A 14,007-nucleotide genomic window follows, 5' to 3' on the forward strand; every position below is an offset into this window, starting at 1 on the left:
GCCCTTCATGAGCGCGAACGCATCGATCACCGGCGACAGCGACGTCCGCGAGGTCGTCATCATCGGCTCCGGCCCCGCCGGATACACCGCCGCCCTCTACACCGCCCGGGCCCAGCTCAAGCCGCTGCTGTTCGGCAGCTCGATCTTCGTCGGGGGCTCGCTCACCACGACCACCGGGGTGGAGAACTTTCCCGGTTTCCCGAACGGCGTCGACGGCCCCGACCTGATGACCAGCATGCGGGCCCAGGCCGAGAAGTTCGGCGCCGAGATGGTCGACGACGACATCATCGAGGTCGACCTCACCGGCGACATCAAGCTCCTCACCGACTCCGCCGGCACCGTCCACCGCGCGAAGGCGGTGATCGTGGCCACCGGCTCCGGCTACCGCAAGCTCGGCATTCCGCGCGAGGACGAGCTCTCCGGCCGCGGCGTCTCCTGGTGCGCGACCTGCGACGGCTTCTTCTTCCGCGGCAAGGACGTCATCGTGGTCGGCGGCGGCGACACCGCCCTTGAAGAGGCCACCTTCCTCACCCGGTTCGCCAACTCGGTGACCGTCGTCCATCGCCGCGACGGTCTGCGCGCGTCGAAGGCGATGCAGAACCGGGCGTTCACCGACCCGAAGATCACCTTCGCGTGGAACAGCGAGATCACCGCCATCCACGGCGAGAAGCTGGTCTCCGGTGTCACCCTGCGCGACACCGTCACCGGCGAGGAACGCGACCTGGCCGCCTCCGGCCTGTTCATCGCGATCGGCCACGACCCGCGCACCGAACTGTTCGCCGGTCAGCTGGACCTGGACGACGCCGGGTACCTCAAGGTCGACTCGCCGTCGACCCGCACCAACCTGCCCGGCGTCTTCGGTGCGGGCGATGTCGTCGACCACACCTACCGCCAGGCCATCACCGCCGCCGGCTCCGGCTGCTCGGCCGCGCTCGACGCCGAGCGCTACCTCGCCGCCCTCGCGGATGTCCGCAGCGACGACCTCGACGAGGACACTTCGGAACCTGTGCCGGTCGGCTGACCGACCCGGCACCAACATCCCTCAGCACGGCCCGGGTGGACCACCACCCGGGCCCTCTCGAAGCCGGAGCCACTGTGGCAGGCGCCACCATCACCGTCACCGACGAGACCTTCGCCGCCGACGTCCTGCGGAGCAGCAATCCGGTCCTGGTCGACTTCTGGGCCGACTGGTGCGGACCGTGCCGACAGATCGCGCCCGTCCTGGAGCAGATCGCCGCCGAGCACAGCGACAAGATCACCATCGCCAAGCTCGACGCCGACGCCAACCCCGAGACCGCCGTGCAGTACAACGTGCTGTCCCTGCCCACCCTGCACCTCTTCCAGGACGGTCAGATTGTGAAGACCATCACCGGCGCCAGGCCAAAGGCCGCCCTGCTCGCCGAACTCGCCGACTACCTGTAGGCCTCGGTGATCCGGCGAAGGTGTCGTCGTCCGCAGTACCGAAGCCGTTCGACGCGTGTTACGCCGCCCGCCGGAGGACCTCGCCAGGCCCCAGGACCGGACTCCGCCTGGCGGCGGCCCGGTCGAGAGCCTGGGCCAAGGCGAGCACGGCCTGGTCTGCGGAGTCCTTGAGGAGGTGACCGTAGAGGTTGATCGTGGTGGCGATGGTGGAGTGGCGCAGGGTCTTGGAGACGACGGCAACGGGGATGTTTTCGGCGATCATGATGCTGGCCGCGGGGAGGCGCAGGTCGTGCAACCCGATCCTGGGTAGGTCGAGCTCGGCGGTGCGCTTGCGGAGCTGGTCGAGGACCCATTGCGGGCGTAGGGGCAGGCCGTCGGGGCGGGCGAAGACGAGGCCTTCAAGCCGGCCGTCGGGGTGGGCGGCCTTTTGGTGGGCGGCCTGGCGGTGGAGGGCTGCCATGACTCTGGGGGAGAGGCTGATCCAGGCGCGGCTGGCCTCGGTCTTGGGCTCGCGGAGGTGGATCTTCCCGTTGTTGACGGCGGCGAGGGTCCAGCGGACGTAGAGCTTTCGGTCCATGGGGTGGACGTCGGACCAGTGCAGGGCGAGGATCTCGCCGCGGCGCATGCCGGTGCCGAGCATGACCTCGAACAGGTCGGTCAGCCGGTCGGCATAGTGCTCCGCATTGTGGCGCAGGAACGCCGCCGCCTCGTCCGGGGTCCAGCAGACACGCTCGGCGGCTCGCGGCTTGGGCGGGACGGAGTGCTTGGCCGGGTTGTAGCGAAGCCGCCACGAGCGCACCGCGTGGTTCAGCGCGCTGCGCAGCGTGGAGACGACCCGGTAGATCGTGACCCGGCCGCGGCCGGCCTGCTGCTGGGCACTCACCCAGGCGTCGATCTGCTTGGGGCGCAGGTCGGGGAGCCGGTAGTGGCCGAAGGCGGGGATCAGGTCACGCTCGACGCAGTCCTCGTAGCCGGCGTAGGTGTTCGGCGCGAGCACCTCCTTCTTCGCCGCCAGCCACTCCCGCAGGAAGCTCGCAACGGTGGTCCGCCGGTCCTCGTAGACCCCGCGAAGCTCACCATCCAGCACCGCCTTCATCTCCCGCACCGCCTCCGCCCGCGTCGCGAAGCCGCCCCCACGATGCGTATGGCGCTTGCCCTCCTCCGGGGCCAGGTCGACGCAGTACGTCCACGACCCGTTACCCGCCTCCTCCAACAACCGCACACACCACGGACCCAACTGCTTCCCGTGCCCGCCCTTGCAACCACACCGCCGATAGACCCGACCACGCTGCGCACGCTGTCCCATGAGCTTCTCCTTCTCTCGGTCCGGGTGGTCCTGGGACCAAGATTCGCCGCCTCGTCGGGCGTGGTGGCAGCGCGTGCGGGAGGGTGCGCGAGGCACGTCAGAACCACACGGCGACGACACGCTCAAGACGACACACCGTCCGGAAGATCACCATCCGCAACCGGTGGGTAAGCGACCATGATCTGCCCGCAGGAGCCAGCTCCGTGAGCCGGCTGACGGCATCAATGCAGGTGCGGTCGGGCAGGCGTGACGCCGCTTGCTGAAGGGTCGACAGGTCTCGATCACAGGCAGTAGCTGTGGCGGGGCGGTAGGCCTGGGGACCGCTTTGGGACCACACCTGATGAGCGCCTATGGGCGCCGATGGTCCGAAACGGACACTTGTGCACGAAGTAGACGCTGAGCAACTGTCAGATCTCTGTGCCAACGATTCCGTCGAGGAGTTCCAACTCACTTGTTCCCCAAGATGGTTGAGTAACAAAAAGGCCGAGGCATCAGAGCCCCGGCTGCCGACAATAGTTGAACCGCCTGACTGGGGGTCAAGGGGTCGCAGGTTCAAATCATGTCGTCCCGACTGTGAAGTCGGTTGTGAGGGACGGTGCTTGGGAGACCAGGTGCCGTCTCTTTCTGTTTCTACGTCAGCTGGTGGTCGCACGGTGGTCGCCGGGCCACATCGGCCATGGTGTGTCAACGGTCTTGAAGTTCTCCCCGTAGGCGGCCAGGAGTTCTCCCCACTGGTGGCCTGCGGGTTCTCCCCAACGGCGGCCAGATACCTCCCCGCCCTGGGTGGTGTGATGCTCAGCTGAAGGGCTTGACGCCCTGACCGGAGGTGGCCTGGGTGAGGCGGAAGCTGTCACCCTGGGTGACCACGATGTGAGCGTGGTGCATGAGCCGGTCGACGGTGGCCGTGGCCAGGGTCTTCGGCATGATCTCGTCGAATCCCGAGGGGTGCAGGTTGCTGCTGACCGCGAGCGCGCGGCGTTCGTAGGCGGCATCGACCAGCCGGTAGAAGCCCTCGGCCGCGTCGGGGCTGACCGGCAGCAGGCCAATGTCATCGACGATGATCAAGTCGGATCGGATGACCCGGGCCAGGGCTCGGGCGATGGAGTCGTCCGCGCGGTGGCGGCGGACCAGGGCGCCGAGGTCCTCGATGGTGAACCAGGCAACGGTCATTCCGGCCTCGACCGCGGCCTGCCCGAGCGCCTCGGTGAAGTGCGACTTTCCCGTGCCGGACGGTCCGCAGACGCAAAGGCTCTCCCGGCGCCTGACCCATTCCAGGGTCTTGAGGGCGTCCTGGGTGGCGCGGGGTATGGAGGATGCCGTCTCGTCCCAGTCGCCGAACGTCTTCCCGGCGGGGAACCCGGCCCGCTTGCGGCGTGTGTGCAGGTTGGCGCGGTCGCGGCCGGCGGCCTCCTCGGCCAGCAGGACACGCACGACCTCGGCCGGGTCCCAACGCTGGGCCTTCGCGGTGGGGATCAAGTCGCCCAGCGCGCGACGGATGTGAGGCAGCTTCAAGCGCCGGGTCAGCGCGATCGCCTCGTTCAGGGGATCGCCGGCCGAGCCAGGGACGCTGCGGAGCGGGGTCGTCATCGAAAGTCGTCCTGTTCGTCGTCGTCGGTCGCGTCGCTGCTGGTGGTGGTGCCGAAGCGGGCCCAGGCGGAGGTGCCCGGCTGCAGGCTGTGGGCCTCGCTCGCGCGGGTGGGTTCGGGGATGCCGTGTCTGGCCTGGTAGTCGAGGATCGACAGCAGGTCTTTCTCAGCGAAGCGGCCGGTGACCGCGGCGGTGCCCAGGGCCCGGTCGACTTGGGCGGCGGGGAAGAGCTTGGACAGCGAGACGGCTTCGGCCATCTTGGCCTTGACCCTGCGGGTTCCGGCGGTTGCCGCCTCGACCAGCCAGGCGGCGGCTCCTGGTCCGAGCATCAAGAACGCGGCCTCCTCGGCGCTGGTGGCGCGCGGAGTGCGGTCGCCCTCCTTGTTCTCGCGCTCGGGGTAGTGGGCCTCGTCGATGACCGGGCTGCCCGGGGTGCCGCGCTGGTGGCGGGCCACTTCGGACGCGGTTCCGTCGGCCTGGACGGCGGTGACGATGAGCTCGTCGCCGTGGAACCGGGCCCAGACCCGGGTGTCGATCAGCGGGTGCGGGACCGAGTAGCGCACCGCCTCCACCGAGATCGTCGCGTCCCAGTTGACCCGGCGGGTGGTGCCGAACGCGACGGTGAAGGGCTGCTTGGGCAGCGGGTGCAGCCGTTGCTGTTCCTCGGCGAGCATCTCGACCGGGCGGCGGCGGGTCTCTCGGTGGACGCGGTTGTTGACCTCTTCGCAGAAGCTGCGGCAAGCCGCCTCCAACACGGCGAAACTTCGGTATTCCTCAAGGAGGTTGACGTCCTTGGGAACCAGGTCCGCCTTGGCGATCCGCACGGTCGCCTCGCTGCCGCCCTTCGTCTCCGGGTCGGCTGGCAGGCAGGTGCGGATGGTCATGCCGTAGTGCCGGGCGACCTCGACGATCTCCGGGTTGCGGACCGCGATCCCGGCGATGTGGTCGGTACTGACCGTCTTCTCGTTGTCGGTCAGCGCGTAGGCGGGCACTCCGCCGATCCTGCGCAAGGTGGCATCGAGGCAGGCGGTGATCGTGGGCAGGGTCTTGTCCCAGACCGGGATCACGACCCGGAAGCGGGACCAGGCCAGCCACGCGCACCACAGCGAGGTCCGCCGCCCGCCGATGGTCGGACCCTCGCCCCAGTCCCACTGCAGCCAGAGCGCCGGCTCGGTTATCCAGGGTCGGTAGATTCGCCGCTGCCCGGCCCTGAACTGGGCCTTTGCCTCGGCGACGGTGCGGCGGGTGGTACGTTCGCCGCCAGTGAAGCCCATCGCGGAGATCCGCTTGTGGACCACGTCGGCGCGGATCCTGCCGCCGGAGCGGACCACGAGCTCCTCGATCTTGGGCAGGAAGGCGTCGATCGCCCGGTCGCGGTGTCGGCGCTGGTCGGGCTGCAGGCCGGCCGCGCGCATCTTCACATACCGGGCGACCGTGTGGTGGTCGCATCCGGCCAGCTCAGCGGCCGAGCGGTAACTGCCCGTGAGGTCGTAGGCCTCCAGGATTTCCATGATCTCCCTGCTGTTCTTCACCCGGTCGAGCGTCGCCGACCGGGGAGGGGTGGGGCGAGCGGGGAGATATCTGGCCGTCCACGGGGAAACCCCTGGCCATCAGTGGGGCCCTATATGGCCGCCTATGGGGAGCTTGTCACGACCGCTGTCAATGGTGCCGGTGGTTCTTCTGTTCGGGCCTGCTGATAGGCGGGCAGTTGCCGGTGGGGGCGTGGGTGCTGGTGCCAGGGGCGCCGGGCGCGGCAGACGGTGCGTCCGAGCAGGGAGCGGTCTGCGTTGTCGAGGGTCCAGGCTACGGCGTCGACGGCCGCGCGGGCGGCGAGTCGGGTGAGGTCGGCGTAGATGTTCGCGCTGGTTGACAGGGTGCGGTGGCGCAGGGTCTTGGAGATGACGGGCGGGGGGACTCCGGCGGCCAGGGCGAAGCTGGTCATGAGGTGGCGCAGGTCGTGGAGGGCGATGCGGGGGACGCCTGCTTTGTCGCAGAGCAGGTGGAAGTGGTCGAGGACGTTCTTGGGGTGCAGGGGGCGGCCGTGGCGGTGGAAGACGTAGCCGCCGGCGGGGGTGGTTTCGCCGAAGGCCCGTGGAGCGGCCCGGTCTTCGAGGGTGTCGACGACGCGGTCGGACAGGGCAACCCAGGCCTTGCTGGTTCTGGTCTTGGGGGCGGTGAGCAGGAGCCGGTTGTTGTCGATCACGGAGAGGGTGGCGCGAACGAAGAAGACCCGTTCGGGCAGGTGCACGTCGTCCCAGTGCAGGGCGAGTGCTTCGCCCTTGCGGATGCCGGAGCCGATCATGAGTTCGGCGAGGTCGGCGTAGAGGGGGTCGGTGACGTGGGTGAAGCGCAGGAAGCGGGCGGTCTGCTCCTCGGTCCACAGGCGTCTGGGGGCGGAGGCGGGGCGGGGGAGGAGCGGGGGTTTGGCGGGGTTGCGGGCGAGTCGGCCGTCGGTGACGGCGCTGCTGAGGGCGCTGGAGATAGTGGCCATGATCCGGTGGACGGTGACCCTGCCGCGGCCCTTGCGCAGTTGGGCGGTGACGAAGGCGCGCAGGTGCTCGCGGGTGAGGTCGATCAGGGGGACGGTGCCGAGGGCGGGGACCAGGTCCTGTTCGACGTAGGCACGGTAGCGGGCCATGGTGGTGGGCTTGAGGCGCAGCTCCGCCTCGCTCAGCCAGTCCCGCAGGTAGTCGGCGGTGCGCTGCCTGGGGTCGGCGATGACGCACAGGGCCAGGCCCTCGTTGAAGCGCCGCAGTGCGATGTGGGCCTGAAGTTCGTCGGGGAAGCCGGCGCGGCGGACGGTGTGGCGGTGGCCGTCGACGGGCGGGGTGTCGACGGCGAATGCCCAGGTGCCGTGGTGCGGGTCGGCGGTAAGGCGGGGGCAGGTGGTGCCGAGTTGGTGGCGGTGGTCGTCGCGGCAGCCGCAGCGCCGGTAGACGCGCCCTCGGTCGAACGTGGGGGTGGGGTGAGCAGCGCATGGTGATCGCCTCGAAGGGTCGAGCGCGCGGGTCTCTGCCTTCCAGTGTGCGCCCGCCAGGCGACCGCCGTGCGACCACCTGGCCACGAAAGTACTGGCTGACCTGCGGTTCTCCCTTGACCAGCGGCAAAGGGAGAACGGTCGCTCGCTGGGCTGCGCCGAGTGTGCTGCCGCCCAGGGCTCGGTCAGACGAGGCGGTCGCGGTTCGCGGCTGCGGTGTCGCGGACGAGTTGGGCGAAGCGGTCCCGGCTGCGTCGCTGGTGTTCCTCGGCCTGTTCGTCGTCCCAGTCCTGGGCGTCGCCGAGGTCTTCGTCCGTGTCGAGTTCGTCGTACTCGCTGTGGAGGAGCCAGCAGCCGTGGATGCCGGTGAGGAGGTCTTCGAGGAGGTCGCGGGCCGGGCGCCGGGGATCGAGGGGGGTGAGGCGCAGGCCGGTGTCCTCCGGGTCGGCCTCCTCGTCGTCGGTGTACTCGGTGAGGGCGTCCTCGAGGTTCTCGAGTTGTTCGCGCAGGCCGGCGGGGTCGGGGAGGAGACCGTCGGCGACGTGCATGGCGTGGCGGACGAGGCCGGTGACGACGTCGTACGGGGTGGCACCGTCCTCGATGAGGCCGAGGACGAGGGTGGAGGTCTCATGGGGGAGTGCCTCGATATTGTCGGCCTCCAGGACGACCCGGGCAGGGTCGTCTCCGGAGGCCTCTGCGGTGACCTCGGCCGCGGCGGCCAGCCAGTGGGCTGCGGCGACGGCGGCCGCGGTCGGGTCGACGGCGGAGAAGAGCTCCGCCGACCCGATCGGGTTCTGCTCCAGGAGGCGGTCGGCGGCGGCCTGGACGGGGGAGGCGTCCTCCCGGCTCAGCAGGACGGCCTGCTGCGCGCGTCCGGCGAGGTCACCGAGTTCGGCGCTTTCGACGGGCCGCGAGCTCGGTGGCGGCCTCGGCGAGCACGGCCTCCGTGAGAGCAGGGTCGGCGAGCTCGTGGAGGGCGCGGCCGACGCGGTTCGCGGATTCGATCAGGGGGCTGTAGGAGACGACCATCGAGCCGCCACTGGGCAGGTTCGGCTTGGCGATGGCGTCGACGACCTCGCCGAAGTGACCGCGCTCCCGCTCGCGGCGCCGGCCCTCGCTGTTGGGCTGCAGGGAGCCGGCGGCGCTCGCGGGGTGGGTGTAGGTGCGCCACGCAGCGTCCGACAGCTGGCCGAGGGATCGGGCCAGACTCAGGAGCGCGGAGGTTTCGGTATCCGCGGGCGGGATGGCGATGCGGGTGGCGAGGTCGCCCTGGCCGGTACCCCAGGTGGCGATCAGTTCACGTCGGTCGGGGTCGACGCAGTACCGCGTCATGGGCTTTCCTCCGGTTCCACCACTGACTGCGTGCCTCGTGGCACCCGGCTATTCTGGCCGACCGTCAGATGCCCGATGGTCCGGTTGTCGCGGATCCGTCGAGCTGGAACGGCATTTGGTCCGTACAGTCTGCTCTGGCGGCGAGGCGGCCATCGAGAAACGGGGCGGCTGATCCGCCGCGCTGTGCGTTCGTCCGTCTGCGTCCCGCTACGGCGTCAGGGTGACGTCAGCAGCCGCACTGGCGCAATCAAGGAAGCGTCAGGGGTGGTCGGTGGTCGCCGACCCGTGCGTGGTTGCTGCGGCGTCGGTGCCGGGTTGGGCCGCTGCGGTGCGCGTGATCGGTCCGCCATGCACCCGCAGCAGCCGTGTTGTTGGAGGGGGTGCTCCGCCGTTGCGGTGACATCGCTCCGGCGTTCCGCGGTCTGATCATCCGAGTCGCATACCCTGTCGCCCTGCCGTCGGCCCGACGGCGAGGCGGTTCGGGTCTGTGACAGGGGTGCGGCGTGGCTTTGTCGGGTTCAGCCGGTCCGGGGGCCGCACTGTCGGGACGGCAGCGCTTCCGTGCGTGGTTGCTGGAGGGCTTGGCCGACATGGCCAAGCAGCATCCGGGGCCGCACGCGCAGGCGCCCGTCGAGCACAAGGGCGCCCGCTGGTGGCGGGTGATGTGCCTGACCGGTCTGGACTACTTCTCGACGCTCGGCTACCAGCCGGGTATCGCGGCGCTGGCGGCCGGTCTGCTGTCCCCGGTGGCGACAATCGTGCTGGTGGCGGTCACGCTGTTCGGCGCGCTGCCGGTGTACCGGCGGGTGGCGGGGGAGTCGCCGCACGGCGAGGGTTCGATCGCGATGCTGGAGCGGCTGCTGTCGTTCTGGAAGGGCAAGCTGTTCGTCCTCGCGCTGCTTGGCTTCGCCGCCACCGACTTCATGATCACCATCACACTGTCGGCGGCCGACGCCACCGCGCACCTGGTGGAGAACCCGCACCTGCAGAGCGCACTGAGCGGCAAACAGGTGCTGATCACGCTCGTTCTGGTGGCTCTGCTCGGCGCCGTCTTCCTCAAGGGGTTCGGCGAGGCGATCGGCCTGGCCGTGGTGCTGGTCGCGATCTACCTCGCACTGAACGTGGTCGTCGTCGCCACCGGGCTCTGGGAGGTCCTGCAGGCGCCGCACCTGGTCAGCGACTGGCAGGACGCGCTGACCGCCGAGCACGGCAACGTGGTCGCGATGATCGGCGTCGCGCTGATCACGTTTCCCAAGTTGGCGCTGGGTCTGTCCGGCTTCGAGACCGGCGTCGCGGTGATGCCGCACATCGAGGGTGGCCCGGAGGACACCGAGGAGCGGCCGACGGGCCGGATCCGCGGCGCCAGGAAGCTGCTGACCACGGCGGCGCTGATCATGAGCGTCTTCCTCATCACCACCAGCTTCATCACCACCCTCCTGATCCCGAAGGCGGCCTTCGAGAAGGGCGGCGCGGCCAACGGACGCGCCCTCGCGTACCTGGCGCACGAGTACCTGGGCAATACCTTCGGCAGCGTCTACGACCTCTCGACGATCCTCATCCTCTGGTTCGCCGGCGCATCGGCGATGGCGGGCATGCTCAACCTGATGCCCCGTTACCTGCCGCGTTACGGCATGGCGCCGCACTGGGCGCGGGCGGTGCGGCCGATGGTCATCGTGCTGACCCTGATCGCCTTCCTGGTGACGTGGATCTTCGACGCGAGCGTCGATGCCCAGGGCGGCGCGTACGCCACCGGCGTGCTGGTGCTGATCTCCTCGGCCGCGATCGCCGTCACCATCGCCGCCCGCAAGGCCCGGCAGCGCAACTGGACCATCGGCTTCGCGGTGATCGCAGCAGTCTTCCTCTACACCACGGCGGTCAACATCGCCGAGCGGCCGGACGGGGTGAAGATCGGCGCCTGCTTCATCGCCGCCATCGTCCTGGTCTCGCTGCTCTCCCGGCTCAAGCGGGCCTTCGAACTCCGCGTGACGGACGTCGTGTTCGACGAGGCCGCCGAGCGGTTCATCCGCGACTGCGCCCACCGCCCGCTGCGGCTGATCGCCAACGAGCCGGACAACCGTGACCTCGCCGAGTATCAGGAGAAGAAGCGGCAGATCCGGGCGGACAACGACATCCCGGCCGAGGACGACCTGGTCTTCGTCGAGGTCACCGTGCTCGACCCCTCGGAGTTCGAGGCGGTGCTCACCGTCCGCGGTGAGGTGATGCACGACCGCTACCGGGTGCTCTCGCTTGAGAGCTCCAGTGTGCCGAACGCGTTGGCGGCGCTGCTGATCCAGGTCCGGGACCGGACGGGGCAGCAGCCGCACATCTACTTCGAGTGGACCGAGGGCAACCCGTTCGCCCAGTTCCTGCGGTTCTTCCTGTTCGGACAGGGCGAGGTCGCGCCGGTCACCCGCGAGGTGCTGCGCGAGGCGGAACCGGACCGCAACCGCCGCCCCCGCGTCCACGTCGGCTGAGCGCGCGGGAGCCGGAGACCACCACGGTCTCCCGGGCCGCCCCGGGACACCGGATCCGAGCCGGGCAGCATGGACGGTGACAGAGGCGGCGAGCGGGACGTGCTGGGGAAGCTGCGGGTCTATTCTGGGGCGACGCCGGGGCCGGGAAGACGTACGCCATGCTTGCCGAGGGGCGCCGCCCGCGGGCCGGCGGGTGGACGTGGTGGTCGGGTTCGTCGAGACGTACGACCGTCGGGGCACCGAGGGGCAGCTGGCAGACCTGCCGGTGCTGCCGCGCCGCACGATGCACTACCGGGGGATCGAGCTGACCGAGCCGGACACGGACGCGGTGCGCGGCCGCCGCCCCGCGCTCGCCCCGGCGCACACCAACGCCCCCCGGCCGCCGTCACGCGAAGCGCTGGCAGGACGTGCAGGAGCTGCTGGACGCGGGGATCGACGTGGCGACGACGCTGAACATCCAGCACGTGGAGAGCCTGAACGACGTCGTCGAGCAGGTCGCCGGTGTCGCCCAGCGCGAGCAGATCCCGGACGAGGGGATGCGCGCGGCCGACCGGATCGAGTTGGTGGACCTCAGTCCGCAGGCACTGCGAGCCCGGATTGCGCAGAGCGACGTCTACGGGGCCGGCACCTGGGGCGCCAGCCGAGCGGCTGGCGCCCTTCGGCGTGGCTCTGGCCCGCATGAGGATCGGGTGTCCTCGGCCTCATGCCGGTCTGGCGGCTACGGTCAGTGGAGCTGGAAGGACCACTCCTGCTTCCAGCCGCCCTCGCAGGTCCACACCCCGAGCTGCTTGTGGTCGGAGTCGTGGGTGAGGCAGTTGTCGTCGTCGATCTGGATCCGGTACTTGCCGTTACCGAGGCTGACGAACTGCCACTTCTGGTTGGAGGTGTTGCCCCAGGCCTGCTGCTCGGCCACGTAGGTCTCGGGGTTCTCGGTGAGGTTGTACCCGAGGTCGTTGACGATCCGGTAGCGGTCCCCGCCGAGCGGCTTGATCGTCCAGGTGGACCCCTTGTAGCCGAGGAGCCCGCCCAGGACCGGCGCGCCCCAGCTCGCGGTCTCGTTGGGGGCGGTGGCGCCCAGGCCGTTGGAGAGCTTCAGGAACAGCGGCCGCTCGGTCGGGACACTCGCCCCGCCGCCCGTCGGGGGCTTCGGGTCCTTCGGGTCGGTCGGCGTGCCCGGTTCGCCGGGCGTGATCCCGCCGGACTTGGACTCCAGGACCCACTCCTGCTGCCAGCCGCGCTTGCACGTCCACACGCCGAGCTGCTTGAAGTCGGCGTCGTGGGCGAGGCAGTCGTCGTCGGAGATCCGGATCTGGTACCGGCCGTTGCCGACGCCGAACAGCTCCCACTTCTGCTTCGAGGAGTTGCTCCACGGCTGGAGCTCCGCCATGTAGCCGCCGCTCTCGGTGAGGTCGAGGCCGTAGGAGCTGGTGATCCGGTAACGGCCGCCACCCACCGGGGTGAGCTTCCACTTGGACTCGTTGCCGCCCCGGATCCCGGGGACCACGGCGGCGCCGGCGGAGCCGTTGAGCGGGACGGCGCCGAGCCCGTTGTCCAGCTTCAGGGTCACATCGGCGCCGTTACCGGGCGTGGTGGGGTTGGTGGTCGGCGGGGTGCCGCCCCAGGCCCAGTTCTGGTTGGGCGCGTCGCGGTTGCTGTCGGAACCGCAGGCCCAGGCCACCACGGAGCTGCCGTTGGCGGTGCGGCCGCTGTAGTCGTCGATGCAGACGTCCTTGGACCGGTCGTCCTGGTCCGTCATGTGCCGAAAGCCTCCGCTGGCTGACATGTTCCAGCGCTGGCCGGGGATCTCCAGACAGTCCCAGACCTGGAGCTTGTTCCCGTTGGCGGCCCTGTTGTCCGCCAGGTCGAGGCACTTGCCGTTGGCGGCCCGGAGCTTGTAGCCGTTGTAGGTCCACTTCTGGGCGTCGCCGCCGTTGCACTCCCACATCTGCACGGGGGTGCCGTTCGCGCTGCCGTTGCCGCTCACGTCCAGGCAGGCGTGGTTGCCGGGGGCGCTGTCGGGGGTCAGGCTGCCGGTCCTGCTGCCGTAGCCGGAGCGGGCGGGGAAGTGCAGGGTGCGCACGTCGCCGTCGCACTTGTAGGGCCGCGCGGTGCCCGACCGGCAGGTCCACGGCTCCTTCTTGACGCTGTCGCCGTCGTTGCCGACGAACGCCCAGTTCATGTAGCCGCCGTCGCCCCGGTTGCGGAAGGTCGACTCGCCCTGGAACACCCAGATCCGGAACTTGTCGTAGCCGGAGGGCTCCTTCTTCTCCTTGTCCATGAAATGGTTCAGCTTGTAGGTGGTGTCGATCAGCACCCCCTTCATGTCGGCCTTGTGCTCGTTCGTGAACCATTCGGTGTCGTACAGGTCGGTGCCCACGGTCTTGAACACCAGGACATTGAACCCGGGAAACTTCTGGCTCAGCTGCGCCGCGGTTCTCTGCGTGAACTCCGCGTTGTCCAGCTTGTTGGCGTTGGCGGCGCTGTGCATGAGTTTGATCATGTCGAAGGTGGAGCTGATCAGCGAGCTCATGCAGTTGCCGCCGCCCGGCACGGCCGGGGTTCCGCAGGTCTTGTCCACGGGGGCAGCCGGCGCGGCCTGGGCCTGGACCGTGAGGCCGGATACCACCGCGACCGCGGCGGTCCCACAGACGACGGCGCGTTTCAGGCGGGACAGGATTTCCACGTCAGGATCGTCCTTCTGCTCGACTCGGAAGAGTATTTCTTCTCGACAGGGACGGATCGTAGGTCCCGGAATTCAGCGGCCCGCGGTTCCTGGCGGCATCCATACGGCAGGGTCGAGAGGTCTGCCCTTTCGTGCATCGCCCTGGTCCGGCGGAATCGAGGGCCGGCTGGACGCGAGACTGCTCAACCACCCGTTGAGTCCAGTACCGGCGGTTGGTCAGCTCGAC

At 69.6% G+C, this 14,007-nt stretch carries 10 protein-coding genes and 1 pseudogene; 4 read left to right on the top strand and 7 right to left on the bottom strand.

The features are described from left to right. The first annotated feature begins 7 nt into the window (after window positions 1-7). The gene (gene trxB, locus OG715_RS31600; protein WP_266273891.1) at window positions 8-1,021 is read left to right on the top strand and encodes a thioredoxin-disulfide reductase; all 1,014 of its coding nucleotides are present in this window, start codon (window positions 8-10) and stop codon (window positions 1,019-1,021) included. A gap of 74 nt (window positions 1,022-1,095) precedes the next feature. Then, window positions 1,096-1,422 (top strand): thioredoxin, encoded by a 327-nt coding sequence (gene trxA, locus OG715_RS31605; RefSeq protein ID WP_266273890.1) that lies wholly within the window; start codon window positions 1,096-1,098, stop codon window positions 1,420-1,422. 58 nt (window positions 1,423-1,480) lie between these two features. Here trxA and OG715_RS31610 read toward each other — a convergent pair whose 3' ends face one another. The 6 genes from OG715_RS31610 to OG715_RS31635 all read right to left on the bottom strand — a co-directional run bounded on the left by OG715_RS31610 (window position 1,481) and on the right by OG715_RS31635 (window position 8,624). Then, complete coding sequence (locus tag OG715_RS31610) at window positions 1,481-2,635, bottom strand: site-specific integrase (protein WP_266273889.1); 1,155 nt, start codon at window positions 2,633-2,635, stop codon at window positions 1,481-1,483. Between the two features lie 888 nt (window positions 2,636-3,523). After that, on the bottom strand, window positions 3,524-4,315 hold the full coding sequence (gene istB, locus OG715_RS31615) for an IS21-like element helper ATPase IstB (RefSeq protein WP_033817948.1): 792 nt from the start codon (window positions 4,313-4,315) through the stop codon (window positions 3,524-3,526). Further along, a complete protein-coding gene (istA, locus tag OG715_RS31620; protein ID WP_266273888.1) occupies window positions 4,312-5,847 on the bottom strand; it encodes an IS21 family transposase in 1,536 nt (511 codons plus the stop codon). Before istA ends, istB begins: the two co-directional genes overlap by 4 nt. A gap of 101 nt (window positions 5,848-5,948) precedes the next feature. After that, complete coding sequence (locus OG715_RS31625; RefSeq protein ID WP_266273887.1) at window positions 5,949-7,379, bottom strand: tyrosine-type recombinase/integrase; 1,431 nt, start codon at window positions 7,377-7,379, stop codon at window positions 5,949-5,951. Between the two features lie 98 nt (window positions 7,380-7,477). Continuing rightward, a complete protein-coding gene (locus tag OG715_RS31630; protein ID WP_266273886.1) occupies window positions 7,478-7,840 on the bottom strand; it encodes a hypothetical protein in 363 nt (120 codons plus the stop codon). A gap of 334 nt (window positions 7,841-8,174) precedes the next feature. Continuing rightward, a complete protein-coding gene (locus tag OG715_RS31635; RefSeq protein WP_266273885.1) occupies window positions 8,175-8,624 on the bottom strand; it encodes a hypothetical protein in 450 nt (149 codons plus the stop codon). Window positions 8,625-9,214: 590 nt separating this feature from the next. Here OG715_RS31635 and OG715_RS31640 point away from each other — a divergent pair. Both OG715_RS31640 and OG715_RS31645 read left to right on the top strand, forming a co-directional pair. After that, window positions 9,215-11,098 carry an APC family permease gene (locus OG715_RS31640; RefSeq protein ID WP_266273884.1) on the top strand — a complete coding sequence of 628 codons (1,884 nt, stop codon included), beginning with the start codon at window positions 9,215-9,217 and terminating at the stop codon, window positions 11,096-11,098. A 69-nt stretch (window positions 11,099-11,167) separates the two neighbouring features. Next, a pseudogene (locus OG715_RS31645) lies at window positions 11,168-11,715 on the top strand (histidine kinase); the annotation flags it as partial. A 107-nt stretch (window positions 11,716-11,822) separates the two neighbouring features. Here OG715_RS31645 and OG715_RS31650 read toward each other — a convergent pair. Continuing rightward, a complete protein-coding gene (locus OG715_RS31650) occupies window positions 11,823-13,781 on the bottom strand; it encodes an RICIN domain-containing protein (protein ID WP_266273883.1) in 1,959 nt (652 codons plus the stop codon). Window positions 13,782-14,007 lie beyond the last annotated feature (226 nt).

The sequence above is a fragment of the Kitasatospora purpeofusca genome (assembly GCF_036010405.1).
Taxonomy (GTDB): Bacteria; Actinomycetota; Actinomycetes; order Streptomycetales; family Streptomycetaceae; genus Kitasatospora; species Kitasatospora purpeofusca.

Excerpts from the sequence above, each read along its gene's own strand:
- trxB (WP_266273891.1), top strand. The coding sequence starts at position 8 with ATGAGCGCGAACGCATCGATCACCGGCGACAGCGACGTCCGCGAGGTC.
- OG715_RS31630 (WP_266273886.1), bottom strand. The coding sequence starts at position 7,840 with ATGCACGTCGCCGACGGTCTCCTCCCCGACCCCGCCGGCCTGCGCGAA.
- OG715_RS31635 (WP_266273885.1), bottom strand. The coding sequence starts at position 8,624 with ATGACGCGGTACTGCGTCGACCCCGACCGACGTGAACTGATCGCCACC.
- OG715_RS31640 (WP_266273884.1), top strand. The coding sequence starts at position 9,215 with ATGGCCAAGCAGCATCCGGGGCCGCACGCGCAGGCGCCCGTCGAGCAC.
- istB (WP_033817948.1), bottom strand. The coding sequence starts at position 4,315 with ATGACGACCCCGCTCCGCAGCGTCCCTGGCTCGGCCGGCGATCCCCTG.